This window comes from Agromyces sp. LHK192, assembly GCF_004006235.1.
GTDB lineage: Bacteria > Actinomycetota > Actinomycetes > Actinomycetales > Microbacteriaceae > Agromyces.
Window position 1 is genome coordinate 3759799 of the sequence record NZ_CP034753.1, and the last position, 25439, is coordinate 3785237.

At 68.6% G+C, this 25439-nt stretch carries 13 protein-coding genes and 3 rRNA genes; 2 read left to right on the top strand and 14 right to left on the bottom strand.

The annotated features are described in order from the left end of the window. Window positions 1–22: 22 nt before the first annotated feature. Window positions 23–1687: a methyltransferase gene (locus ELQ40_RS17120; RefSeq protein ID WP_127794775.1), complete on the bottom strand. Its 1665-nt coding sequence runs from the start codon at window positions 1685–1687 to the stop codon at window positions 23–25. A gap of 144 nt (window positions 1688–1831) precedes the next feature. Here ELQ40_RS17120 and ELQ40_RS17125 point away from each other — a divergent pair, with 144 nt between their 5' ends. Continuing rightward, window positions 1832–2164 carry a hypothetical protein gene (locus ELQ40_RS17125; protein WP_127794776.1) on the top strand — a complete coding sequence of 111 codons (333 nt, stop codon included), beginning with the start codon at window positions 1832–1834 and terminating at the stop codon, window positions 2162–2164. Here ELQ40_RS17125 and pnuC read toward each other — a convergent pair. The 6 genes from pnuC to ELQ40_RS17155 form a co-directional block, all read right to left on the bottom strand. After that, the gene (gene pnuC / locus ELQ40_RS17130; protein WP_127794777.1) at window positions 2148–2795 is read right to left on the bottom strand and encodes a nicotinamide riboside transporter PnuC; all 648 of its coding nucleotides are present in this window, start codon (window positions 2793–2795) and stop codon (window positions 2148–2150) included. The genes ELQ40_RS17125 and pnuC overlap by 17 nt on opposite strands. Further along, window positions 2792–4762 (bottom strand): thioredoxin domain-containing protein, encoded by a 1971-nt coding sequence (locus tag ELQ40_RS17135; RefSeq protein ID WP_127794778.1) that lies wholly within the window; start codon window positions 4760–4762, stop codon window positions 2792–2794. Before ELQ40_RS17135 ends, pnuC begins: the two co-directional genes overlap by 4 nt. A 112-nt stretch (window positions 4763–4874) precedes the next feature. Then, window positions 4875–4991: ribosomal RNA gene (gene rrf / locus ELQ40_RS17140) — 5S ribosomal RNA — on the bottom strand. Window positions 4992–5200: 209 nt separating this feature from the next. Beyond that, window positions 5201–8300: ribosomal RNA gene (locus ELQ40_RS17145) — 23S ribosomal RNA — on the bottom strand. 503 nt (window positions 8301–8803) lie between these two features. Beyond that, window positions 8804–10330: ribosomal RNA gene (locus tag ELQ40_RS17150) — 16S ribosomal RNA — on the bottom strand. The 16S, 23S and 5S rRNA genes sit together here, the layout of an rRNA operon. Before the next feature lie 686 nt (window positions 10331–11016). Continuing rightward, window positions 11017–11853, bottom strand: coding sequence for an aldo/keto reductase (locus ELQ40_RS17155; protein WP_127794779.1), 837 nt, complete (start codon window positions 11851–11853; stop codon window positions 11017–11019). A gap of 19 nt (window positions 11854–11872) precedes the next feature. Between ELQ40_RS17155 and hrpA the strand changes: the two genes are divergently transcribed. Beyond that, window positions 11873–16006 carry an ATP-dependent RNA helicase HrpA gene (gene hrpA, locus ELQ40_RS17160; RefSeq protein WP_255424731.1) on the top strand — a complete coding sequence of 1378 codons (4134 nt, stop codon included), beginning with the start codon at window positions 11873–11875 and terminating at the stop codon, window positions 16004–16006. Window positions 16007–16009: 3 nt separating this feature from the next. Here hrpA and ELQ40_RS17165 read toward each other — a convergent pair whose 3' ends face one another. Genes ELQ40_RS17165 through ELQ40_RS17195 form a run of 7 tightly spaced genes read right to left on the bottom strand, consistent with a single transcriptional unit; the run spans window position 16010 to window position 25425 of the window. After that, window positions 16010–17425 carry an NtaA/DmoA family FMN-dependent monooxygenase gene (locus ELQ40_RS17165; protein WP_127794781.1) on the bottom strand — a complete coding sequence of 472 codons (1416 nt, stop codon included), beginning with the start codon at window positions 17423–17425 and terminating at the stop codon, window positions 16010–16012. Beyond that, window positions 17422–18672 (bottom strand): acyl-CoA dehydrogenase family protein, encoded by a 1251-nt coding sequence (locus ELQ40_RS17170; protein WP_127794782.1) that lies wholly within the window; start codon window positions 18670–18672, stop codon window positions 17422–17424. Before ELQ40_RS17170 ends, ELQ40_RS17165 begins: the two co-directional genes overlap by 4 nt. After that, window positions 18669–20165: an NtaA/DmoA family FMN-dependent monooxygenase gene (locus tag ELQ40_RS17175; protein ID WP_127794783.1), complete on the bottom strand. Its 1497-nt coding sequence runs from the start codon at window positions 20163–20165 to the stop codon at window positions 18669–18671. Before ELQ40_RS17175 ends, ELQ40_RS17170 begins: the two co-directional genes overlap by 4 nt. Beyond that, complete coding sequence (locus ELQ40_RS17180) at window positions 20162–21865, bottom strand: ABC transporter ATP-binding protein (protein WP_205649374.1); 1704 nt, start codon at window positions 21863–21865, stop codon at window positions 20162–20164. The genes ELQ40_RS17175 and ELQ40_RS17180 overlap by 4 nt, the downstream gene beginning before the upstream one ends. Further along, entirely contained in the window at window positions 21865–22770 is a 906-nt protein-coding gene (locus tag ELQ40_RS17185; RefSeq protein ID WP_127794785.1) for an ABC transporter permease, read from the bottom strand. The genes ELQ40_RS17180 and ELQ40_RS17185 overlap by 1 nt, the downstream gene beginning before the upstream one ends. Then, complete coding sequence (locus ELQ40_RS17190) at window positions 22767–23807, bottom strand: ABC transporter permease (protein ID WP_127794786.1); 1041 nt, start codon at window positions 23805–23807, stop codon at window positions 22767–22769. The genes ELQ40_RS17185 and ELQ40_RS17190 overlap by 4 nt, the downstream gene beginning before the upstream one ends. Beyond that, the gene (locus ELQ40_RS17195; RefSeq protein WP_127794787.1) at window positions 23785–25425 is read right to left on the bottom strand and encodes an ABC transporter substrate-binding protein; all 1641 of its coding nucleotides are present in this window, start codon (window positions 25423–25425) and stop codon (window positions 23785–23787) included. Before ELQ40_RS17195 ends, ELQ40_RS17190 begins: the two co-directional genes overlap by 23 nt. Window positions 25426–25439 lie beyond the last annotated feature (14 nt).

Consider the following 25439-nt stretch of genomic DNA (forward strand, 5'->3'; position numbering starts at 1 on the left):
GGCGCAGGCCTCGCCCCGCCTCTCAGCCGGCCGGCAGCAGCATCCCCGCGTGCACGAGACCGCGCACCTGCGGCGCGAGCTCGGCCCACAGCGCGTCGCGGTCGACGTCGAGGAGGTCGGCGATCGCGTCGTTCAGCACGCCGACCGGGAGCTCGCCGTCGGCCGCACCGACGAGCGCGACGAGCGCCGTGCCGGCGTCGATCGTCCTGCCGAACCCGCCGCCCTGCCGCAGCAGGATCGCGGTCGGCGACTCGGCGCCGGGCAGGTGGTGCCGCTCCTCCGAGACATCCCCGGCCACCGTCGTCACCACCTCCCGCAGCGCGGCGTCGTCGAGCCCGTCGATCCGATCGGATGCCTCGAGCACCGCATCGAGGTGCACGCCGAGCCCACCCGGGTTGACGCCCGCCGCCGCGTGCACGCGCTCGAGTCGACGCAGACGCGGGGCGGCGCCGTCGAGCGGACGACGCAGCAGCACGTACCCGAACCCCACGCCGGAGACCCCGCGCGCAGCGAAGTCGTCGAGCCATGCCGCGTGCAGTTCCTCGAACGCGGTCGAGCCCGGCCGAGTCCCGCCGTCGCGGATCCAGGTCTCGGCGTACTCGCTCGGGTCGAGCTGCTCCCGTTCGATGACCCAGTACTCCAGGCCCGCCGACTCGAGCCAGCCGGCGACGCGGTCGAGACCGTCGTCATCCGCGCCGGCACCGTCGCCCGCGTCGGGGCGTTCGTGGATCTCCCAGTTCGCGAGGAACTGCGCGACCCCGCCGGGCTCGAGGTGGTCGCCAGCGCCGGTCAGCACCTCCCGCACGAGCGCGTCGCCGACCAGCCCGCCGTCGCGGTACTCGTACGACGGCACGCCCTCGCGGCGCGGGGTGATCACGAACGGCGGGTTCGAGACGATCCGGTCGAAGCGCTCGCCGGCGACCGGCTCGTAGAGCGAGCCCTCGCGGAACTCGATCGACTCGACGCCGTTCAGGCACACGGTGAACCGGGCGAACGCGACCGCCCGCGACGACAGGTCGGTCGCGACGACCCGCTCGCTGAACCGCGATGCATGCAGGGCCTGGATGCCGCTGCCCGTGCCGAGGTCGAGCGTGCGCCGGGCAGGGCGCTGCAGGAGCAGCCCGCTGAGCGTCGTGGACGCCCCGCCGACGCCGAGCACGTGGTCCTCGGGCAGCGCTCCGCCCATCGCGAGCTCTCCGGGATCGGAGGCGATCCACCACTCGCCCTCGCCCGCGGCATCCGCGAAGGCGTACGGCCGCAGGTCGACCAGCGCCCGCAGGTCGCCGGCCGAATCCGCCGGTCCGACGATGCCGAGCGCGCGGGCGCCGTCGACGCCGAGTGCGGGCAGCGCGGACGCGAGCAGCTCCGCGGGCTGCGCGAGTCCGAGCAGGAACGACCGGACGAGCGCGGCGATGGCGCGGTCCTCATCGCCGACCGAGGCCAACGCCCGGAGCGCCGGCACGCGGTGCCCGCGCCGCAGGGCCTCACCCGGGTCGGTGCGGGCCGCCTCGGCCGTGCGCGCCCACAGCGCGGCGACGCCGTCGACGGTGTATTCGGCCGCAGCGAGATCGCGCCGCAGGCGCCCGACGAGGTCGCGTGTCTCGGCGTCGGGGTGGTCCGACCGCCATCGCGACGGGAACACCTCGCGTCCACCACCCGTGGCAGGAACCCCCGCATCGCCGCCCATGCGCCACCTCCCCGGCCATTCAACCAGCCCCGGATCGCTCCCGTCCGTCACACGGATGTCATCAGCGGCCCTTTCCCGTAACCCTCCCGTCATCCTCGCCGCTTACGTTGGGTAGCATCGACACCAGCGAGAGGGGAGGTCTCGATGCACGAAGCCACGACACTCGAACGGCTCAGGCAGGACGCGCGCGACGAACTCGCCGCGCTCATCGAATTGCGTTGCCGCCTCGGCGAGGACCCGTGGGTGTTCCTCCCGGACCTGCCGTCCGTCGACGAGCAGGTCGTCGCGACGCTTCGCGAAGATCGACTGCAGGATGAACACTGGAGCCGCGCCCGCGCGCGCGCCCACCACCCGACTGCCCGACAGGGCGAGGCCGAACGGTTCGAGTTCGAGATCCTGCGCGACATCGCGGTCGACCACCCCGAACTCTCGAAGGCCGTGTGGTCGATGCTCGATCGCGTCACCGCGCCCTGGTGAGCTGCACCCGCCGCCAGGTCAGGAACCCGATGAAGGTGAACACGCCGTAGAAGGCGTACATCAGGGCCGACGCGTAGTACCCGGCGCTCACGAGCAGCGGCACGCCGACGAGGTCGACCGCGATCCAGATCAGCCAGAACTCGGTCCACCCCTTGGCCATGCCCCACGTGGCGAGGAGCGACCCGACGAAGATCCACGCGTCGGCCCAGACCGGCTCGAAAGAGCCGAGCGCCCGGAAGATCGGCGTGAGCAGCAGCGTGCCGCCGACCATCGCCACCCCGAGGCCGACCCGCACCTTCCAGCTCGCCCATCGCGGCTCGACGGCCACGCCGCTCGCCTCCCGATGTCGCACCCACGCGACCCAGCCGTAGATCGAGACGACGATGAACATCACCTGCCGTCCGGCCTGCCCGAGCAGGTTGACCGGGTTCGGCGCACCGAACACCGCGCCCATGAACACGGTGAACAGCAGCACGTTGCCGATGATGCCGACCGGCCACGCCCAGACCTTGCGCCGCAGCCCGCCGAGCGCGCTCGCCAGCCCGAACGCGTTGCCGACGATCTCGCGCCACAGCACCTGTTGATCGCCGATCGTCAGCGTCGCGGTGAACAGCCACTCGAACACGTTCATGCGTCGGATGCCCCTCCGAGTGCGCGCGGATCGCTCGTCGGCAGTGCGCAGACGAACGCCTCGCATCGGTACGCGAGCGCCGCTCCGCGGGTCGCGTCGCTGACGCGGCCCTCGAAGAGCTCGAAGCCGGCCGAGGCGAACCTCCGCGCCTGATCGTCGGTCACCACGACGGCGACGGATGCCTCCGCGCGGCGGGTCGCGTGGACGAGCGCACGGATGCCCGCCCCGACGTCGCCGACCGCGCTGCCGTCGATCGGCGCGCTGTTGTCGATCGACGCGGTCCCGTCCGTCGCGCTGTTCGGCACGACCGTGACGACCTGCACGAGCGGCGCTGCGAGTTCGGTCATGAGTCGCAGCGATCCGCCGAAGGCCATGGGCCGGGGGAGTGCGAGTTCGGCGACCGAGGCCATCGCCCGCTCGGCCGCGACGCGATACCGGTCGCCGGCGCCGAGCGCGGAGAGCAGCCACGCCGCACGGGCGACCGCCGTGAGTCCCGATGGCGCGGCACCTTCGGCGGGATCGGCGGGCATCGCGAGTCCGTGCGCAACGAGCACCGGGTCCGCGCCGCCCGGCACGTCGAACGCACCTGCGCCGGATGCCGCGCCCGCGGCCAGGGCACGATCCACGAGGGTGCGGGCCTCGACCGCCCACTGCGCGTCACCCGTTGCCAGCGCGAGTTCGAGCAGCCCTTCGGCGAGCATGCCCGTGTCCTCGAGCGCGGCGTGGGCCCCCGAGACGACGCCGTCCCTCGAGGCGCGCAGCACGGTGCCGTCGTCGCGGACGTGTTCGGACAGCAGCAGGCGCGCGGCCGACGCTGCGGCATCGATCGCTGCCCGGCCACCCTCGTCGTCGAGGAGGGCACCCGCGCGGGCGAGCGCCCCGATCGCGAGCCCGTTCCAGCCGGTGAGCACCTTCTCGTCGAGTGCGGGTGGTGCGAGCTCGGCCCGCGCCGCGGCATCCCGCCGGTAGTACCCGCCCTCGTCGCGCCTGCCGTCGATCACGCTCTCGGAATCCTGCGCGCTCGCGAATCCGCCCGACGGCAGCCGCATCACCTCGAGGAGGAATGCGATCAGGCCGCGCGCGATCTCCTCGGCCGACCGGTCGCCGGCGCCGTCCTCGACTGAGTCGACGTCCCTCGCCAGATCCGCGGACACGGCCAGCAGCAACGCGTTGTCCGAGAGCATGCGCTCGTAGTGCGGCTCCGTCCAATCGGCCCGGGTGGCGTAGCGGAAGAACCCGCCCTCGACGGGGTCGCGCAGGGCCGACGCACCCATGCGCCGGAGCGTGCGCCGCGCCAACGCACGGCTGTCGGCACCTCCGGCCGCGAGGAACGCGAGCACTGGAGCCACCGGGAACTTCGGCGCACCGCCGAAACCACCATGGGCGGTATCCTCTTCCTCCGCGAGCCGAGCAGACGCCGATCGCAGGGCCGTGTCGTCGGGCAGCGGCACTGCGGTCCCCGCGGATCCCGCTGCGGCGATCGCGGCGGCCACCTCGGAGGCGGTCTGCTCGAGCGCGCCGCGCCGCTCACGCCACGCTTCGGACACGGCGGCGAGCACCTCCCCGAACGCGGGCACGCCCTGGATCGCGCGCGGCGGGAAGTAGGTGCCGGCGTAGAAGGCCCGACCCAGGGGGTCGGTGAAGACGGTGAGCGGCCAGCCGAGCTGGCGGGTGAACGCGCTCGCGGCGGCGAGGTAGGTCGCGTCGACGTCGGCGTGCTCCTCGCGATCGACCTTGATCGCGACGTACCCGGCGTTGAGCACGTCCGCGATCGCAGGATCCTCGAAGCTCTCGCGGGCCATGACATGGCACCAGTGGCAGGTCGCGTACCCGATCGAGATCATCACCGGGACGTCGCGATCGGATGCCTCGCGAAACGCCTCCGGACCCCACGCATGCCAGTCGACGGGGTTGTCGGCGTGCGCCCGCAGGTAGGGGCTCACCGCGTCGCGGAGTCGTTCGGCCATGCGCTCAACGGTAGTGACTCTCCGGAGCGGTCGGAACGGTTGCGCACGTCGAACCAGTGCGCGTTAAACCAAGAAGAGCCGACCATCACTGGTCGGCTCTTCTCGAAATAATGTCCGGCGGTGTCCTACTCTCCCACAGGGTCGCCCCTGCAGTACCATCGGCGCTGCGAGTCTTAGCTTCCGGGTTCGGAATGTGTCCGGGCGTTTCCCTCGCGCTATGGCCGCCGAAACTCTAGAACCCAGTTCACCCCCGGTGTTGTGGGGTGTTGGGTGGTTTCGGGTGCCTTCCCTGGTGGCGTGGTGCCGACCGTGGTTGGGCGTGTCTGTATTGAAATGTGTTGGGTTCCGTCTGCTGGGAACCACAGAGTGGACGCGAGCAATTCTTTGAGGCCACACACACGGCCTTTACATGAATGAACACTTCGTGTGTGTGTAGTGATTGTCAAGTTATCGGCTTATTAGTACCGGTCAGCTGCACAAGTCTTTCGTCCTTGCTTCCACATCCGGCCTATCAACCCAGTCGTCTACTGGGAGCCTCTCCCCCGAAGGGATGGAAATCTCATCTCGAGGCCGGCTTCCCGCTTAGATGCTTTCAGCGGTTATCCATCCCGAACGTAGCTAACCAGCGGTGCTCCTGGCGGAACAACTGGCACACCAGAGGTTCGTCCAACCCGGTCCTCTCGTACTAGGGTCAGATCCTCTCAAATTTCCTACGCGCGCAGCGGATAGGGACCGAACTGTCTCACGACGTTCTAAACCCAGCTCGCGTACCGCTTTAATGGGCGAACAGCCCAACCCTTGGGACCTACTCCAGCCCCAGGATGCGACGAGCCGACATCGAGGTGCCAAACCATGCCGTCGATATGGACTCTTGGGCAAGATCAGCCTGTTATCCCCGAGGTACCTTTTATCCGTTGAGCGACAGCGCTTCCACAAGCCACTGCCGGATCACTAGTCCCGACTTTCGTCCCTGCTCGACCTGTCAGTCTCACAGTCAAGCTCCCTTGTGCACTTACACTCGCCACCTGATTGCCAACCAGGTTGAGGGAACCTTTGGGCGCCTCCGTTACTTTTTGGGAGGCAACCGCCCCAGTTAAACTACCCACCAGGCACTGTCCCTGAACCGGATCACGGTTCGAAGTTAGACATCCAGAGTGACCAGAGTGGTATTTCAACAATGACTCCACGAACACTGGCGTGCCCGCTTCAAAGTCTCCCACCTATCCTACACAAGCCACACCGAACACCAATACCAAGCTGTAGTAAAGGTCACGGGGTCTTTCCGTCCTGCTGCGCGTAACGAGCATCTTTACTCGTAATGCAATTTCGCCGAGTTCGCGGTTGAGACAGCTGGGAAGTCGTTACGCCATTCGTGCAGGTCGGAACTTACCCGACAAGGAATTTCGCTACCTTAGGATGGTTATAGTTACCACCGCCGTTTACTGGGGCTTAACTTCTCAGCTTCGCTCCGAAGAGCTAACCGTTCCGCTTAACCTTCCAGCACCGGGCAGGCGTCAGTCCGTATACATCGTCTTGCGACTTGGCACGGACCTGTGTTTTTAGTAAACAGTCGCTTCCCACTGGTCTCTGCGGCCATCCACGCTGCCGGCAGCAAGTGCCTTCACGCTTCAGGCCCCCTTCTCCCGAAGTTACGGGGCATTTTGCCGAGTTCCTTAACCACGATTCTCTCGATCTCCTTGGTATTCTCTACCTGACCACCTGAGTCGGTTTGGGGTACGGGCGGCTGGAACCTCGCGTCGATGCTTTTCTCGGCAGCATAGGATCACCCACTTTTCATCCGCATCGCGTCTCAGCCATCACGAGTCGCGGATTTGCCTACGACTCGGCCTACACGCTTGCCCGGGTCAACCATCGCCCGGGCTGGGCTACCTTCCTGCGTCACACCTGTTAATACGCTCACTCCACCAGATGGGGTCGCATGCCGCCACACGATCGTCCCCGAAGGGATCCACGTGTCTTGGGATGCTTAGCACTCCTGATTTCATGTGGGCGGTTCTTCGCCGGTACGGGAATATCAACCCGTTGTCCATCGACTACGCCTGTCGGCCTCGCCTTAGGTCCCGACTTACCCAGGGCAGATTAGCTTGACCCTGGAACCCTTGGTCTTCCGGAGGACGGGTTTCTCACCCGTCTTTCGCTACTCATGCCTGCATTCTCACTCGTGTGCCATCCACGGCTGGTTTCCACCGCCGCTTCACCCGGCACACGACGCTCTCCTACCCATCCACACGACTGGACCACGAAGGCCTATCGATTGTATGAATGCCACGACTTCGGTGGCGTGCTTGAGCCCCGTTACATTGTCGGCGCGGAATCACTTGACCAGTGAGCTATTACGCACTCTTTCAAGGGTGGCTGCTTCTAAGCCAACCTCCTGGTTGTCTGTGCAACTCCACATCCTTTCCCACTTAGCACGCGCTTAGGGACCTTAGTCGGTGGTCTGGGTTGTTTCCCTCTCGACGATGAAGCTTATCCCCCACCGTCTCACTGCTGCGCTCTCACTTACCGGCATTCGGAGTTTGGCTGACGTCAGTAACCTGTTGGGGCCCATCGGCCATCCAGTAGCTCTACCTCCGGCAAGAAACACGCAACGCTGCACCTAAATGCATTTCGGAGAGAACCAGCTATCACGAAGTTTGATTGGCCTTTCACCCCTATCCACAGCTCATCCCCTCCATTTTCAACTGAAGTGGGTTCGGTCCTCCACGACGTCTTACCGTCGCTTCAACCTGGCCATGGATAGATCACTTCGCTTCGGGTCTAGGACCTGCGACTGAATCGCCCTATTCAGACTCGCTTTCGCTACGGCTACCCCACACGGGTTAACCTCGCCACAGATCGCTAACTCGCAGGCTCATTCTTCAAAAGGCACGCTGTCACAGCAACAAGGCTGCTCCAACGGTTTGTAAGCAAACGGTTTCAGGTACTATTTCACTCCCCTCCCGGGGTACTTTTCACCTTTCCCTCACGGTACTTGTCCGCTATCGGTCATCTGGGAGTATTTAGGCTTACCAGGTGGTCCTGGCAGATTCACACGGGATTTCTCGGGCCCCGTGCTACTTGGGATACCTCTCCGGGCCGCACACGATTTCGACTACGGGACTCACACCCACTCCGGTCCGGCTTTCAATCCGGTTCGTCTATCGCATACGCGTCACCGTGACTGCACGGCAGTACAGTCCGAAAGGTCCCACAACCCCGACCATGCAACCCCTGCCGGGTATCACACATGACCGGTTTGGCCTCTTCCGCGTTCGCTCGCCACTACTTACGGAATCACGGTTGTTTTCTCTTCCTGTGGGTACTGAGATGTTTCACTTCCCACGTTCCCTCTACCCGCCCTATATATTCAGGCGGGAGTCACCAGGTCACCCAAAGGGCCTGGCGGGGTTTCCCCATTCGGAAATCCTCGGATCACAGCTCGTTTATCAGCTCCCCGAGGCTTATCGCAGATTACGACGTCCTTCTTCGGCTCCAGATGCCAAGGCATCCACCGTTTGCTCTTAGAAACTTGAAATCACATGAGTTGAATCGATCGCGCACCCCCGAAGGAGTGCGAGATTGACCAATGATTCGTCGAACACGAACCTACGAAAGGTTCGCGCCTACGAAATCTTTGTGATCGACACCCACCACACCAGGAAAACCCGGCAACAGCAGGCATCAATCTAAGATGCTCGCGTCCACTATGTAGTTCTCAACAGACGGCCAGAACCCCCAACCCGCCAACGAAAAACCGCCGACATCGTGAAGGCCTGCAAAGGCCCAAACCGCGCCACCCACGAAAGGCAGCAGCGCCCGGTCCCTCAGGACCCAACAGCGTGCACGCACCCAACCCGCCGGCCCCAGTCGTTCCAACGCCCCCGAAGAGACGCGTACTGAACCAGAACCCTTGGCCTGGATGCCTATGTCAATGTTCCACCCATGAGCTCCCAGCAGACCCAATCTCATACTCCGAATGAGCAGAGCCGGTCTGATCTGGGACTCCTGGAACCAGCAAGCTGGTCCAGTGCTCCTTAGAAAGGAGGTGATCCAGCCGCACCTTCCGGTACGGCTACCTTGTTACGACTTAGTCCTAATCACCGATCCCACCTTCGACGGCTCCCTCCACAAGGGTTAGGCCACCGGCTTCGGGTGTTACCGACTTTCATGACTTGACGGGCGGTGTGTACAAGGCCCGGGAACGTATTCACCGCAGCGTTGCTGATCTGCGATTACTAGCGACTCCGACTTCATGAGGTCGAGTTGCAGACCTCAATCCGAACTGAGACCGGCTTTTTGGGATTCGCTCCGCCTTACGACATCGCAGCCCTTTGTACCGGCCATTGTAGCATGCGTGAAGCCCAAGACATAAGGGGCATGATGATTTGACGTCATCCCCACCTTCCTCCGAGTTGACCCCGGCAGTCTCACATGAGTCCCCACCATTACGTGCTGGCAACATGCGACGAGGGTTGCGCTCGTTGCGGGACTTAACCCAACATCTCACGACACGAGCTGACGACAACCATGCACCACCTGTTCACGAGTGTCCAAAGAGTTGACCATTTCTGGCCCGTTCTCGTGTATGTCAAGCCTTGGTAAGGTTCTTCGCGTTGCATCGAATTAATCCGCATGCTCCGCCGCTTGTGCGGGCCCCGTCAATTCCTTTGAGTTTTAGCCTTGCGGCCGTACTCCCCAGGCGGGGCGCTTAATGCGTTAGCTACGACACGGAAACCGTGGAAAGGTCCCCACATCTAGCGCCCAACGTTTACGGCGTGGACTACCAGGGTATCTAATCCTGTTCGCTCCCCACGCTTTCGCTCCTCAGCGTCAGTTACGGCCCAGAGAACTGCCTTCGCCATCGGTGTTCCTCCTGATATCTGCGCATTCCACCGCTACACCAGGAATTCCATTCTCCCCTACCGCACTCAAGTCTGCCCGTACCCACTGCAGGCTAGAGGTTGAGCCTCTAGTTTTCACAGCAGACGCGACAAACCGCCTACGAGCTCTTTACGCCCAATAATTCCGGACAACGCTCGGACCCTACGTATTACCGCGGCTGCTGGCACGTAGTTAGCCGGTCCTTTTTCTGCAGGTACCGTCAAGCCGAAGCCCTTCTTCCCTACTAAAAGCGGTTTACAACCCGAAGGCCGTCATCCCGCACGCGGCGTTGCTGCATCAGGCTTTCGCCCATTGTGCAATATTCCCCACTGCTGCCTCCCGTAGGAGTCTGGGCCGTGTCTCAGTCCCAGTGTGGCCGGTCACCCTCTCAGGCCGGCTACCCGTCGACGCCTTGGTGAGCCGTTACCTCACCAACAAGCTGATAGGCCGCGAGTCCATCCCAGACCGAAAAAACTTTCCACCCCACACCATGCGGTACAGGGTCCTATCCGGTATTAGCTCCGATTTCTCGGGGTTATCCCAGAGTCCAGGGCAGGTTACTCACGTGTTACTCACCCGTTCGCCACTAATCCCCAGAAGCAAGCTCCTGGATCATCGTTCGACTTGCATGTGTTAAGCACGCCGCCAGCGTTCGTCCTGAGCCAGGATCAAACTCTCCAAAAAAAATGATTCAACCAAACCCCCAAAAGAGGCCGGTCAAGAGTTGATCTCTGACTGAGAAACAATCATTGCTGACTGTCCATCAATCCAAAGGAATCCCACCAACACCGAAATGCTGGTCGGGGTTCAATAAATTGGCATTGAACATAGTGCACGCTGTTGAGTTCTCAAGAAACGGACGCACCAACCAGAACCAACCCAAAACCGGGCCAGCCCCCAGAAGGGCAACCTGTCAACCATACCACCAAGCCGGCACCGATCTGAACCATTCGGTTGATTCGATTTCCGGACCGGATGATCTCGAACCCGAAGGCCGGATCAATCCGAAGTGATGGAGGTTTCGACCTTAGGCTTGAAATCACCGAGTCGCAAATGCGCCTTCGAGGTTATTTGGCTAAGATCTTCACCCGCCGGCCCGGGCCCCGCTCTCGCGCTTCCCGGCCGCCGTGGCGACAAGAAAGAATCTACGCGGCCGGGACCGACCGGGCAAATCGCGGCTGCATCCCGGGCGTGTCGCACCTGATGACGGGAGCCGGCCCGGGCGGAACCGCCCCGCCGAGCGGGTCCGGACGACGATGCGGGGCCGGCGCCGCGAGCCTCCGCGAAGACGACGAAGGCCCCCGGCCGAGTGCCGGGGGCCTGGACGACACGTCGATCACACGGTCGAACTCGCGTCAGCCGAGCTCGCGTCAGTTGAACTCGTCGGGATGCGCGCTCACGCGACCCTCGCGCTCGAGGCCCGTGATCGCCGCGACCTCCGACTCCGACAGCTCGAAGTCGAAGACGTCGAGGTTCTCCGCCATCCGCTCGCGGCGGTTCGACTTCGGGAACAGGATGTTCCCGCGCTGCAGGTGCCAGCGGATGACGACCTGGGCCGGCGTCTTGCCGTGCGCGGCGGCGGCATCCGTCACCTCGGGCAGGTCGAACAGCGGGTACTTGCCCTGCCCGAGCGGTCCCCACGCCTCGATCCGGATCCCCTGCTCGGCGGCGAAGACCGTCGTCGCGGGCTGCTGGTGCGCCGGGTGGAGTTCGATCTGGTCGACCGCGGGCACCACGTCGGTCTCGCCGAGGAGGCGCTCGAGGTGGTGCTTCAGGAAGTTCGAGACGCCGATCGAGCGCACGCGTCCGGTCTCGCGCAACTGCTCGAACGCCTTCCACGTCTCGACGTAGCGGTCGTTCGCCGGCGTCGGCCAGTGGATCAGGTACAGGTCGAGGTACTCGAGGCCGAGCCGTTCCAGACTGCGGTCGAACGCGTCGAACACCGACTGCGTGCCCTGGTCGTCGTTCCACAGCTTGGTCGTGATGAAGAGTTCGTCCCGAGGGACGCCCGACTCGGCGATCGCGCGCCCGACTCCCTCCTCGTTGCCGTAGATGCGGGCCGTGTCGATGTGCCGGTATCCGACCTCGAGCGCGTCGGTCACGATCCGGTGCGTCTCATCGGGGTCGACCTTGAACACGCCGAATCCCAGCTGCGGGATCGAGTGGCCGTCGTTGAGCTGGACACGGGGAACGAGCGAATCCGTCATACGTCCATCCCACCACGTGGTGCGGGGCATCCGGCGGTCCGTTCGCCGAGCGCGATCAGGCCCCGTCGTACGATGGAACGCTATGCCCACGACCATCACGTACCCGCCCGAACTGCCGGTCTCCGCGCAGCGGGACGAGATCGCGCGCGCGCTGCGCGATCACCAGGTCGTGATCGTCGCGGGCGCCACCGGGTCGGGCAAGACCACGCAGCTGCCGAAGATCTGCCTCGAGCTCGGACGCGAGTCGATCGCGCACACCCAGCCGCGACGCATCGCCGCCCGCACCATCGCCGAGCGCGTCGCCGAGGAGCTCGGCAGCGAGGTCGGCGACCTCGTCGGCTACCAGGTGCGCTTCACCGACCGGGTGAGCGAGTCCACGCGTATCAAGGTGATGACCGACGGGATCCTGCTCAACGAGATCCACCGCGACCGCGAACTGCGCCGCTACGACACGATCATCATCGACGAGGCGCACGAGCGCAGCCTCAACATCGACTTCCTGCTGGGCTACCTGAAGCGGCTGCTGCCGCGCCGACCCGACCTCAAGGTGATCATCACCAGCGCCACGATCGATCCCGAGAGCTTCGCGCGGCACTTCGCGGATGCCTCCGGCGAGCCCGCACCCGTCATCGAGGTGTCGGGGCGCACCTACCCGGTGGAGATCCGGTACCGGCCGCTCGTCGGCGACGCCGGTGCCGGCGCCGACGGCTCGGGGGAGTCCGACGACGAGGGGGCCGCGGCATCCGATCGCGACGTGCAGCGGGGCATCCTCGATGCGCTCGACGAGCTGGAACGCGAGTCGTCGGGCGACGTCCTCGTGTTCCTGTCGGGCGAGGGCGAGATCCGCGATGCCGAGCAGGCGGTGCGGGCGCACACGATGCGGCGCGGCGGCGCCGGTGTCACCGAGGTGCTGCCGCTGTACGGCCGGCTGTCGTCGGCCGATCAGCACCGCGTGTTCGAACCGTCGAAGGTCGCCGGACTGCGACGGCGCGTCGTGCTCGCCACGAACGTCGCGGAGACGAGCCTCACCGTGCCCGGCATCCGCTACGTCATCGACGCCGGAACGGCGCGCATCAGCCGCTACTCCGCACGTTCGAAGGTGCAGCGGCTGCCGATCGAGGCGATCTCCCAGGCGTCGGCGAACCAGCGCTCGGGCCGGTCGGGTCGTACGAGCGACGGCATCGCGATCCGCCTCTACGGCGAGGACGACTTCGACCGGCGCGACGAGTTCACCGACCCCGAGATCCTGCGCACGAACCTCGCCGCGGTCATCCTGCAGATGGCGTCGCTCGGGCTCGGCGCGATCGAGGAGTTCCCGTTCCTCACGCCGCCGGACTCGCGCGGGATCCGCGACGGGCTCGACCTGCTGCGCGAACTCGGCGCCCTCGAGGGCGGCGATCTCGATACGCGTCCGACTTCGTCGGACGCTACTCGATCACCGGTCGAGCGCGGACCGCGGCTGACGCGCGTGGGGCGGCAACTCTCCCGCCTGCCGATCGAGCCGCGCTTCGCGCGCATGGTGCTCGAGTCGAAGGCGCAGGCGGTCTCGCGCGAGGTGCTCGCGATCGTTGCCGGGATGACGATCCAGGACCCGCGCGAGCGGCCGCTCGACCGCCGCGAGCAGGCGGATGCCGCGCACGCGCGGTTCGTCGATCCGACCAGCGACTTCCTCACGCTGCTGAACCTCTGGAACCACCTCGAGGAGCAGCAGCGCGAGCTGTCGGGCAGCGCGTTCCGGCGGGCGTGCAAGGCCGAGTTCCTGAACTACCTGCGCGTGCGCGAGTGGCAGGACCTGTACCGCCAGCTCGTGCGCCTCGCGAAGCCGCTCGGCCTGCACGTCGCGGGCCGGCCGGGTGCGCCGAATCCCGACGGCATCCACCGCGCACTGCTGTCGGGCCTGCTCTCGCACATCGGCCTGCGCGACGACGCCCGCACCTCGTCGGGTCGCGGCGGCGCCGGCCGCGACCGCGAGGCCGAGCGCAAGGGCCGCAGGCCGCAGGCCGAGTTCCTCGGCGCGCGGGGCGCGCGGTTCGTCGTGTTCCCCGGGTCTGCGCTCGCCAAGAAGCCGCCCGTGGCGATCATGAGCGCCGAGCTCGTCGAGACGAGCCGGCTCTTCGCCCGGATGAACGCCGCGATCGACCCGGCCTGGGCCGAGCCGCTCGCGGGCTCGCTCGTGCGTCGCACCTGGAGCGAACCGCGGTGGGAGCAGCGCCAGGGCAGCGCGGTGGCCGACGAGAAGGTCACCCTGTTCGGCGTGCCGATCGTGCCGAAGCGGCGCATCCAGCTCGCGCGGATCGATGCGGAGCTCGCCCGCGAGCTCTTCGTGCGTCATGCGCTCGTGCAGGAGGAATGGGACACCAGCCGGCTCGACAGGCGGGTGTTCGCCTTCGTGCGACGAAACCGCGACCTGCGGCGCGAACTCGGCGACCTCGAGGAGCGCACGCGGCGACGCGACATCCTCGCCGGCGACGAGGCGGTCTTCGCCTTCTACGACGCGCGCGTCGCGCGCGAGGCGACCGACGTGCGCGCCTTCGAGTCCTGGTGGCGCGGCGAGTCCCGCCGGGATCCCGACCTGTTGACGATGACCCGCTCCGACCTGCTCGAGGAGTCCGCCGACGACGGCGACGCCGGGTTCCCCGACCGGTGGAAGCAGGGCGACCAGACGTTGCGGCTCGCCTATCGCTTCGAACCCGGTGCGGAGGACGACGGCGTGACCGTGGTCGTTCCGCTGGTGCTGCTGCCGCGACTGGAGGCCTCGGGCTTCGACTGGTCGGTTCCGGGCCTGCGCGACGAGCTGCTCACGGCCATGCTGCGCACCCTGCCGAAGGTGCTGCGCCGACAGGTGGTGCCCGCCGCCGAATGGGCGGCGAAGATCTCGGCCGAGCTCCCCTCCGGGCCCGAGGGCGGCGACGCCCGCGAACCGTTCGCGGCCGTGGTGGCGCAGGCGATCCGCCGGCTCACGTTCGCGCCGGTCGACCCGTCCGACTTCGAGCTCGAGCGCGTGCCGCCGCATCTGCGGGTCACGTTCCGTGCGGTCGACGAGCGGGGGCGGGCCGTCGGCGACGACAAGGACCTCGGTGCGCTGCAGGCGCGACTGGCCGAACGCGCGGGGCGCGCGGTCGCGGCGGCGAGCACGGCGCGCGGTCGCGGCGATCGAGGCCCGACGGGCGCCGGCGCCTGCACCGGCACCGAGACGGGTCCCGATTCGACGCCGCGGGATGGCGCGTCCCGCGGCGGACGCGGGGCGACCGACCGTGCCCCGGGGCGCGGCGCGGGCCCCGGGCTCACCGAGCGCACCGGCCTCACCGCGTGGGACTGGGACGAGCTGCCCACCCACGTCGACACCCGGCAGGCCGGCAACGTCATCCGCGCCTACCCGGCACTCGTGGACGACGGGGCATCCGTGTCGCTCCGACTGCTCGCGACCGCCGACGAACGGGACGCCGCGACGCGGCGGGGCATCCGGCGCCTGTTGGTGCTCGCGACGCCGTCGCCGGTCGCCTACGTGCAGGAGCACCTCTCGAACGACGAGAAGCTGCGGCTCGCCGCCAGCGCGTACGCGGGGCCGCGCGCACTGCTCGACGACTGCCTGCTCGCCGTCGTCGACGAGGAACTGCGGGCGAGGCATCCCGACGGGCTGCTGTACACGCGTGCGGCGTTCGACGCGACGCGCGACGCCGTGTCGGCGGCCGTCATGGAGCGCATGTTCGACACGGTCGCGCTCGTGACGCGGATCCTGAAGGCCGCACGCGAGGCGGACCAGGCGATCACGAAGGCCGCGAGCCTCTCGCTCATGTCGCCGCTCGCCGACGCGCGCTCGCAGCTCGAGGCGCTCGTGCCCGCCGGGTTCGTGTCGACCACCGGCCTCGACCGGTTGCGGCACCTGCCGCGCTACCTCGACGGCATCGCCCTGCGCGTGCGCAAGATGCAGGACGACCCCGGTCGCGACCGCCGGTTCATGAACGACTACGAGACGGCCGCGACGGCGTACGCGAAGGCCGGCGGCACGGTGCCGGTCGCACCCGACGCCGACCCCCGGCTCGTCCGCGTGCGCTGGATGCTCGAGGAGCTTCGCATCGCGCTCTTCGCCCAGGAACTGCGCGCGGCCGAGCCCGTGTCGCCGCAGCGGATCGCGAAGGCGCTCGCGGGCTGACGATCACGCGACCTCGGCGGCCGGAGGGAACACCAGCGGCGGGATCGGGCGATCGAGGTTCGCTCCGCCGCGGTACCTCGTGGCGATATGCGAGTCCGGGAGCCGGTCTCCCCGGCCGAACAGGCGATCGCGCAGGCTCGTGGCAGCCGCCTCCGCCGGCAGCCGCCCGCGACGCCGGAGCTCGGGGACGACGAGCTCGGCGAAGTCCCGGGCCGTGTCGAACGAGTGGTACTGGCGCAGGTTGATGCCGTCGACGCCGTCCTCGTCGAGCCACCGCTCGATCTCGTCGGCCACGACCTTCGGGGTTCCCACCACGTGGAACCGCTCCCGCCGGCCGCCCACGAGACCGTCGAGCAGCTGCCCGACCGTGAGGTGCAGCGGAAGGAACGACGACCGCGTCAACTCGCGACCCGATCGCTCGATCGCCTCCCGGACCGTGATGTCGGGCGGCGCGACGGTCAGGTCGACCGGCAGGCTCGCGTGCGCGAGGTACCCGTCGACGCTCGCGTGCTCACGGTAGCGGCGCCATTTCTCGTCGGCCTCCTCCTCGGAGCGTCCGACCACGACGACCGCGCTCGCGATGAACTTCACGTCGTCGGCCGCCCTGCCGTTGCGGACCGCCGCCGCCCGCATCGCCCGCGCGTTGGCGCGGAACTCCTCGGTGGTGCGCCCGCCGGTGAACACGACCTCCGCGTGCCGTCCCGCGAATTCCGTGCCGGCCGGCGAACCCGTCGCCTGGAACAGGACCGGGGTCCGCTGCCGCGAAGGATGCACGAGGTGGGGACCCGCGACCCGGTGCACCTCACCCACGTGGTCGATGTACCTGACCTTCGTCGGATCGGTCGCGATGCGGCGGTCGCGGTCGTACACCACCGCGTCGTCGTCCCACGAGCCCTCCCACAGCTTGTAGAGCACGTCGAGGTACTCGTCGGCGAGCTCGTAGCGGCGGTCGTGGGGGATTTCGCCGTCCAGGCCGAAGTTGCGCGCGGCGTTCGGCAGGTAGCTCGTCACGACGTTCCAGCCGAACCGGCCCTTCGTCAGGTGGTCGAGCGTCGAGGCGCGCCGGGCGAAGGCGAAGGGCGGCTCGTACGTCGTCGAGAACGTCACGCCGAACCCGAGCCGCTGCGTGACCGCCGCCATCGCGGGCACGACGAGCAACGGGTCGAGGTTCGGCGACTGCAGGCCCTCGCGCAACGCCGTCTCCGGCCCGTCGCGGAACACGTCGTACGCGCCGACCACGTCGGCGAGGAACACCGCGTCGAACCCGCCGTCCTCGAGGATCTGCGCCAGTTCGGTCCAATACGAGAGCTCGTCGAAGCGGTGGCGGTTGTTGCCCTCCAGCGGCCAGAGCCCGTGCGAGATGTGGCTGATGCACGCCATCTCGAAGAGGTTCAGGATGAGCTGCTTGCGCTCGGTCATGCCCGGTCCCCCTCCCGTGCCGCGTCGTCGGCGGGCCCCGGGGCATCCGCGGCACCTTGGAGCGCCGTCGAGAAGATCGCGAGCGGGTCCGCGGCGTTCAGGTACCAGTCGCCCAGTACCCGCTCCTTGTACACGAGCGGATTGTGCGAGGCGACCGTGCGCGCGTTCCGCCAGTGCCGGTCGAGGGCGGCGTCCCGTTGCACGCCCGACGACCCGAGGGCGTCGAACAGCAGTGCGGAGGCCTCGAGCACCGCCGGTGCGACCGAGACCTGCGCCTCGTACACCGCGATCGCGGCAGCACGCGCCGCGGCCGTCGCCGCGGCCTCCTCCGCACGGATCGCCTCGTCGAGCGCTCGCGCGGCGCGGCCCACCGAGCCCTCGGCCGACGCGGCGAGCGCTGCGACTCGGCCGACGACCTGCTGGACCTGCACATCGTCGGCGGCGACGGTGGCGTTGGCGTGCACGTGGGTGCGCGTGCGGGCGCGCACCCGCCCGATCACGTCGTCGCGCGCCGCCCGACCGATGCCCGCGAGGGTCGCGACGAGCACCAGCTGGTAGACCGCCTCCTGCACGGGCGACCGCTCCGCGAACGGCAGGACGTCCTCGTCGGCCACGACGACGTCGCGCAGCACGGTGGTTCCGCTCCCGGTCGCACGCTGACCGAACCCCGTCCAGTCGTCGCGCAACTCGACCCCCTCGGCCGTCGCGTCCACCAGCGCGATCCTGGCGTCGCCGGCCTCGTCGAGCGCGAACACGCCGATCTCGTCGGCGAAGAGCGAACCGGTGCTGTAGTACTTCGTGCCGTTGAGGCGGAGGGTCCCGTCGACGCGCTCGAGCCGGGTGTCGCCGAGGATGCCCGCCGAGCCGACCTCCGACCACGCGCCGCCGATGACGTCGCCCCGCGCGATCCGCCGGAGCCTGCGCTGGTCGTCGTCGGTCCCGCCCGCGAGGCGATCCTCGACGAAGGCGATGTGGTTGCGCCAGAGCTGCGGCTGGTTCGAGTCGGCGGCCGCGAGGTCGACGAGGAGGGCGAAGAAGTCCTCGACGCCCAGGCCGGCGCCGCCGAGCTCGGTCGGGATGCGCAATGCCCCGAAGCCGGCCGCGGCGAGCTCGGCGACCTCCCGGTGCGGGCGCGTCCCCTCGCGCTCGTGCACGGGCGCGGCTGCGGCGATCGCCTCGAAGAGCGGCGCGAACCGCGCACGGACCGCGGCCAGGCCGGTCCCGGTCACGGGTGCCGCGGCGGTCATGCCGTCGCTCCCGCCGCCGCGGCCGGCTCGGACGCATCGGATGCGGCGGCACCCGCCTCCCGGGTGTGCGACGGTGCGGCATCCGGCGCTGAGGCATCCGGCGCTGAGGCATCCGTACCGGCGGCCGCCCATCCGCCCGGCCCGAACGCCCCGCGATACCGGGCCGCCGGGTGACGGTCGTTCAGTCTCGCGGCGCCGAAGAGCCGGCCGCGCAGCGTCGGCTCGGGACCGTACTCGCGCTGCGCGAGGCCGCGCTCGCGGAGCACCGGCAGGACCTTCTCGGCGAACTCCTCGAACGAACCCGGGATCACCCAGTTGATGACGTTGACGCCGTCGATGCCGGCCGCCTGCCACTCGGCGAGCGCATCGGCGATCTGCTCGGGCGTCCCGACGATCCGCGTCGAGCGCGAGATCAGCAGGGCGACGTCGCGGACCACCGGCTCACGGTCGGTGATCGCCTTCGCGGCCCACTCGGTCAGGCCCTTCGCCGTGTTGGTGTCGACGTCCCTGATCGGCGTCTCCGGATCGTAGACGCGGCCGGTCTTGTCGACGAGCGCCGAGTGCGCGAGGTAGCCGTCGATCGACACGTAGCGCTCGTACTCGGCGGCCTTCGCCAGCGCTTCCTCCTCGGTGTCGCCGATCACGAACGACAGGCCCTGGAAGAACTTGACGTCCTCGGGCCGCCGACCCGCTTCGACGGCCTGCCTGCGCGTGTCGTCGATGAGCTCCCTCGCGAGCGCCGGGTTCGGCGCGATGATGAACGTCGCCTCGGCGTGCTGCGCCGCGAAGGCGCGCCCCGATGTCGAGGAGCCCGCCTGGTAGAGCACGGGCGTGCGCTGCGGCGACGGGGAGGGCAGGTGCGGCCCCTGCACCGAGTAGCGCTCGGACTCGTGATGGATCTTGTGGATCTTCGCCGGGTCGGAGTAGATGCCGCGTTCGCGATCCTTGAGGAGGGCGTCGTCCTCCCACGATCCCTCCCAGAGCTTGTAGGCGACGTCGACGTACTCGGCCGCCCACGCGTACCGCTCGGCGTGGTCGGTCAGTCGCGGGTACCCGAAGTTGCGTGCGCCGTTGTCCTGCAGCCCCGTCACGATGTTCCACGCCACGCGGCCCTTCGAGATGTGGTCGAGCGTCGAGACCTGTCGGGCGAACTGGTACGGATGGCTCTGGGCCACGTTCGACGTCAGCGCGAGGCCGATCCGCTCGGTGTGCACGGCGAGCGCGGCCACGAGCGGGATCGGGTCGTTCGACGGGATCTGCAGCCCCTCGCGGATGTACACGTCGAAGTCGGCGTCCGCGTCGCCGTAGACGCCGGTCACGTCGGCGAAGAACAGCGCGTCGAACTTCGCGGCCTCGAGCGTCTTCGCGAGGTCGATCCAGACCTCCACGTCCTCGAAGTCGACCTGCCGGGCGTCGGGGCGCCGCCACTGGCCGTGGTGGATGTGGGAGTTCGTGTTCATCACGAACGCGTTGAAGTGCAGCGGGATGGTCATGACCGGCTCCTCGGTTCGAATGCGGGAATGGAGGCGATGAGGCGGCGCGTGTACTCGTGCGCCGGGTGGTGGAAGATGCGGTCGGGCGCGCCCTCCTCGACCACGCGTCCGTCCTTCATGACGAGCACGCGGTGGCTGAGGTGGGCGATGACGCCGAGATCATGCGAGATGAACAGGTACGACAGGCCCAGTCGCCGTTGCAGGACGACGAGCAGGTCGAGGATCTGCGCCTGGATCGTCACGTCGAGGGCCGAGACGGCCTCGTCGAGCACGATGATGTCGGGCGCGGTCGCGAGCGCGCGGGCGATCGCGATGCGCTGGCGCTGCCCGCCGGAGAGCGTCCGAGGGAAGCGGCGGAGCACGCCCGGCGGCAGTCCCACCTGGCCGAGCAGTTCCAGGATCCGCTCGTCGCGGCCGGCCGACGTGCGGTGGACGTCCGCCGGGAGCGCATCGCGCAGGATGCGTTCGACGTTCCAGCGCGGGTCGAAGCTGGACAACGGATCCTGCGACACCACGGCGATCCGCGACCGCAACGCCCGGCGCCGGGTCTCGCGGACCCCGGTCCACGGCTCGCCGAGCAACGTCACCGTGCCGGCATCCGCCTTCTCGAGGGCCAGCGCGATGCGACCCGTCGTGCTCTTGCCCGAACCGGACTCGCCGACGATCCCGAGCGTCTCGCCGCGATGCAGCCGAAACGATACGTCGTCGACCGCCGTCGTGGCGACGCCGTCGGGCCCGCGGAACCGCTTCACGAGCCCGGTCGCCTCGAGCACGACCGTGTCGAGCACCTCGGGCTGCGGCGGCGCCGCGACCAGCAGCTCTGCACCCTCTGGGCTGAGCGCCGTGCCGCGGGTGGCCTCGTCGGGTACGGCCGCGATGAGCGCACGGGTGTACTCCTCGTGCGGCTCGCGCAGCACTCGGGCCGCCGGGCCCTGCTCGACGACCCGGCCGTCCCGCATGACGAGGATGTGATCGGCCAGTTGCGCGACGACCGACAGGTCGTGGCTGATCAGCAGGATCGACGAGCCGCGGCGCTTCGCGTCCTCGAGGAGAGCGAGCACCTGCGCCTGCACGGTCACGTCGAGCGCCGTCGTCGGCTCATCGGCGATGACGACGTCGGGGTCGAGCGCGAGCGCCGACGCGATGAGCGCGCGCTGGCGGAGCCCGCCCGACAGCTGGTCGGGACGCTGCCGCGCCCGCCGCTCGGGCGCCGGCACGCCGACCGCCCCCAGCAGCTCGACGGCCTTCCGGCGCCGCGAGGTGCGGTCGCCCCAGCCGTGCAGCCGCAGGCTCTCCTCGATCTCGGCGCCCACCGGGCGGAGCGGGTCGAGCGACACGAGCGCGTCCTGCAGGATGAATCCGACCTCACGGCCGCGGATGCCCCGCCACCGGCGTTCGCCGAGCCGGCGCACGTCGCGCTCGTGCAGCACCAGCTCGTCTGCGCGCACCTGCGCCCCACGACCGGTGAGGCCCACGATCGTCCGCGCGGTGACGGACTTGCCCGACCCCGACTCTCCGACGATCGCGACGCACTGCCCCGGGTCGAGGTCGAACGACACGCCGTGCACGATGGGTCGGATGCCGTCGCGCGTCTCGAATCCGACCGACAGGTCGCGTACGCGTACCCGCGAACGGAATGCCGGCAGGTCGTCGATCGCCGCGGCGAGCGCAGGCCCCGCCTCGGACTGGATGGTGCTCATCATCTCTCCCCCTTCTCGAGGAACGTCTGGAGGTGGCGGCCGAGTGTCGTGGTCGTGAGCGCAAGCAGCACGATCACCAGGCCCGGGATCACCGTGAGCCACGGCGAGACCGTGATGTACTGGCGACCGGCGTCGAGCAGGGCGCCCCATTCGGGTGCAGGCGGCGCGATGCCGAGCCCGAGGAACGACAGGCTCGACGCCCACACGATCGACTGGCCGATCGACAACGCGAACACGGCGACCAGCGGCCGGAGGGCGTTCGGCAGCACATGTCGGCGGAGGATGCGTGCTCGCGAGTGCCCCAGCGCGACCGCGGCCTCGACGTACGGCGCGCGCCTCGCGGCGAGGATCTGCCCGCGCACCATGCGCGCGTAGCCCGGTGCCGTGCCGAGCCCGACCGCGAGCACGAGCGTGAGCGCCGACGGGCCGAGGACCGCGATGAGCAGGAGCGAGAGCAGCAGCGCGGGGAAGGCGAAGGCGACCTCGAGCGTCCAGCCCACGAGCCCCGCGACGACCCGGTTGCCGAGTGCGGCCAGCCCGCCGAGCACCACGGCGATGGCGAGGCTCACCCCCGCCGCCCCGATGCCGACGCCGAGCGAGGCGGACGTGCCGTGCACGACGCGGGCGTAGAGGTCGCGGCCGGCCTCGTCGGTGCCGAACCAGTGATCCGCCGACGGCGGCTGGAGGGTGGACTCGAAGTCCATCGCGTACGGGCCCTGGGCGGACAGCAGGTACGGCCACAGGGCGGCGACCGCGAAGACGGCGGTCGCCGCGAGCGCGGCGTACAGGTCCCACGGGTGCCCGGCGAGCCGGCGCGCGAAGGCGCGCCGGTCGGTCGCCGGCCCGGCGTCCGGGCGATCGGCGGGCGTGCGATCGGCGGGCGCGCGGTCGGTGAGTGCGGTCATGCGGTCCTCCTCAGGCGCGGGTCGATGAGCACGTAGGCGAGGTCGACGAGCAGGTTCGCGATCACGTAGAAGCCGGCGATGAGCATCACGATCCCGATCACGACGGGCATGTCCTGGCTGCTCACGGCGGTCACGAGCACCTGCCCGATGCCGGGCCTCGCGAACACCGACTCGACGACGACCGCGCCGGACAGGGTGGCGCCGAGCGCCCACCCCGACAGCGTGACCGCGGGGAGCACGGCGTGCCGGAGCACGTGGCGGAGCCGGATGCCGACGTCGCCCATGCCCCGCGTCCGCGCGGTGAGCACGAACGGCGCGTCCAGCGCGCGTTCGAACTCGGTGCGGGTGGCCTGCCCGAGGAATCCCGCGAGCGGGATCGCGAGCGTGAGTGCCGGGAGGACGATCCCGACGGGGCCCGTGCCGCCGATCACCGGGAACCAACCCAGCGTGAGCGCGAAGACGAGCAGGAGGATGATCCCGAGCCAGTAGTGCGGGAGGCCCGCCGCCACGGTGTCCGCGAAGCCCCCGACGGCGTTCGCGGCGGGTCCGCGGCCGGCCGTGAGCGTCACCCAGACCACCATGATGATCCACGCGAACGCGATCGCGGTCAGCGAGAGCACGATCGTCGCGCCGAGCTGGTCGGCGATGATCGCGCCCACCGGCCGATGCTGCTGGTACGACAGCCCGAGGTCGCCGAGGAACAGGCCCTTGAGATACCCCAGGTACTGCAGGACGAGCGGGTCCTCGAGGTGGTACTCGGCACGAATCGGCGCGAGCTCCTCCGCGGTCCGCTCGACCGCCTGGCCGGCGCGGATGTTCAGGATGACGGTGGCCCGGTCCCCGGGCAGCGAGGCCTGGGCGAAGAACGCCGCGGTGGCCGCACCGAGCAGCACGAGCACCGCGCCGCCCAGCTTCCGGGCGATGAGCGTCAGGACGGCGAAGCCCCGCGGCGGCCGCCCCGGTTCGACCGGGGCGGCGCCGCCGAGCACGGCGCCCGTCGACGAGACGGCGGTGCTACTGGACGAAGTGCGCGTCATAGAAGGTCGGTCCTCCCTGTGCGTGCTCCTGCCAGACGTCCTTCAGGTCGGGCGAGACGGCGAGCGTGGAGAGTCGGTCGTAGACGCCGATGGCCAGCGCGTGGTCGGCGATGTACTCCTGCGCCTGCGCGTAGAGCGCGTTCTGCGCCTCGACGTCGGGCTCGGAGTTGGCCTGCAGGATGATCGCCTGCAGTTCGGGGTAGTCGGTGAACGAGGCGTTCCAGTTGTTGGGGTTGCCTCCGGCGCCCGCGCCCCAGTTGATCTGGAGGATGCCGCTGGTCACCGCCGTCCAGTATCCGGGGTAGATGTCGCGCTCGTCGGGCTTGCTGTACGCGCCCGCGAACGCCTCGGCCTGCGGCACCGGGATCAGGTCGACGGCGAAGCCGACCTGTTCGGCCTGCTCCTTGACGCCCTGGAGGATGGATGCCCCGTCGGCGTTGATGATCGAGCCGGCGAAGTACGGCAGCGTCACCTCGAGCGGCTCGCCGCCCTGCTCGCGCGTCCCGTCGCCGTCGGCATCGGTCCAGCCGGCCTCGTCGAGCAGCTCGTTCGCGCGGTCGGGGTCGTAGGAGTACCGGTTCGCGGCGTCCTCGCTCCAGCCGGGCGTGGTCTGGCTCACCCCGCCGTTGCCCTCGTAGGGGATCACGCCCTGGCCGATCGACTCGACGATCTGCTCCCGGTCGACCGCGTAGGCGAACGCTTGCCGCACGCGCTCGTCGGTGAACGGGCCCTGCGCGGTGTTGAAGGTCAGCTGCTGCGGCCGGCCGGGGGTGATGTACTTGTGCAGCTCGAATCCGGCGTCGCCGGTCGGCTTCCACTGCACCGCCGGCACGTCGTAGATCGCGTCGAGTTCGCCGCTCTTCAGGGCTGCGACCCGGGTCGTGGCATCCGGGATGAACTTCCAGACCACCTCCTCGACGTGCGCCGGACCGGTGTGGCGGGCGTTCGCTGGCCACGACGTGTAGTCGGCGTTGCGCGTGAGCACGATCTCCTGGCCGCGCGTCCAGTGGTCGACGGTGAACGCGCCGCTGCCGATCGGCTGCGCGCAGTTCTCCTCCTTGGTCCGCGTCTCGAGCGCCTGCTGCGACTGGATGCCGAAGTATCCCTGCGTGAGGTTGTCCGCGAGCCGCGGGTAGGGCTGGGACAGGTTCACCCGCACGGTCAGCTCGTCGACGACCTCGGCCGACTCGTAGTAGCCGCCCAGCCAGGCGAGTGCGGTGCTGTTGCCGCCGCCGTTCACCCAGTACTCGAAGTTGTACGCGACGGCCTCGGCGTCGACGGCGGTGCCGTCGGTGAACGTCACGTCGGGCTTGAGCGAGAAGGTCCAGTGCAGGCCGTCGTCGCTCGCGTTCCACTCCTCGGCGAGCCAGGGGACGACCTGGTGGTCCTCGTCGAGGGCGACCAGGCTGTCGAGGACGTTGTAGCTCAGGTACGACTGCTCGATCCAGCCGCCGAACACGCACGCGGGTTCCTGCTGGTGGCCGTAGACGATCGACCCGCCGTCGACGGGCTGCCCGTCGGCCTCGTCGGAGACCGTGCCGGCCGCGCAGCCCGCGAGGGCGAACGTCGCGGCGGTGCTCGCGGCGAGCAGCGCGAGTGCTCGGGATCGTGTGGTCATGGTGCGGCTCCTTC

What these genes read in the sequence shown, in the direction of transcription:
- ELQ40_RS17125 (WP_127794776.1), top strand. Translation starts at nt 1,832, where the DNA reads ATGCACGAAGCCACGACACTCGAACGGCTCAGGCAGGACGCGCGCGAC.
- ELQ40_RS17165 (WP_127794781.1), bottom strand. Translation starts at nt 17,425, where the DNA reads ATGACCGAGCGCAAGCAGCTCATCCTGAACCTCTTCGAGATGGCGTGC.
- ELQ40_RS17180 (WP_205649374.1), bottom strand. Translation starts at nt 21,865, where the DNA reads ATGAGCACCATCCAGTCCGAGGCGGGGCCTGCGCTCGCCGCGGCGATC.
- ELQ40_RS17195 (WP_127794787.1), bottom strand. Translation starts at nt 25,425, where the DNA reads ATGACCACACGATCCCGAGCACTCGCGCTGCTCGCCGCGAGCACCGCC.
- ELQ40_RS17170 (WP_127794782.1), bottom strand. Translation starts at nt 18,672, where the DNA reads ATGACCGCCGCGGCACCCGTGACCGGGACCGGCCTGGCCGCGGTCCGT.
- ELQ40_RS17175 (WP_127794783.1), bottom strand. Translation starts at nt 20,165, where the DNA reads ATGACCATCCCGCTGCACTTCAACGCGTTCGTGATGAACACGAACTCC.
- ELQ40_RS17120 (WP_127794775.1), bottom strand. Translation starts at nt 1,687, where the DNA reads ATGGGCGGCGATGCGGGGGTTCCTGCCACGGGTGGTGGACGCGAGGTG.
- ELQ40_RS17185 (WP_127794785.1), bottom strand. Translation starts at nt 22,770, where the DNA reads ATGACCGCACTCACCGACCGCGCGCCCGCCGATCGCACGCCCGCCGAT.
- pnuC (WP_127794777.1), bottom strand. Translation starts at nt 2,795, where the DNA reads ATGAACGTGTTCGAGTGGCTGTTCACCGCGACGCTGACGATCGGCGAT.
- ELQ40_RS17190 (WP_127794786.1), bottom strand. Translation starts at nt 23,807, where the DNA reads ATGACGCGCACTTCGTCCAGTAGCACCGCCGTCTCGTCGACGGGCGCC.
- ELQ40_RS17155 (WP_127794779.1), bottom strand. Translation starts at nt 11,853, where the DNA reads ATGACGGATTCGCTCGTTCCCCGTGTCCAGCTCAACGACGGCCACTCG.
- ELQ40_RS17135 (WP_127794778.1), bottom strand. Translation starts at nt 4,762, where the DNA reads ATGGCCGAACGACTCCGCGACGCGGTGAGCCCCTACCTGCGGGCGCAC.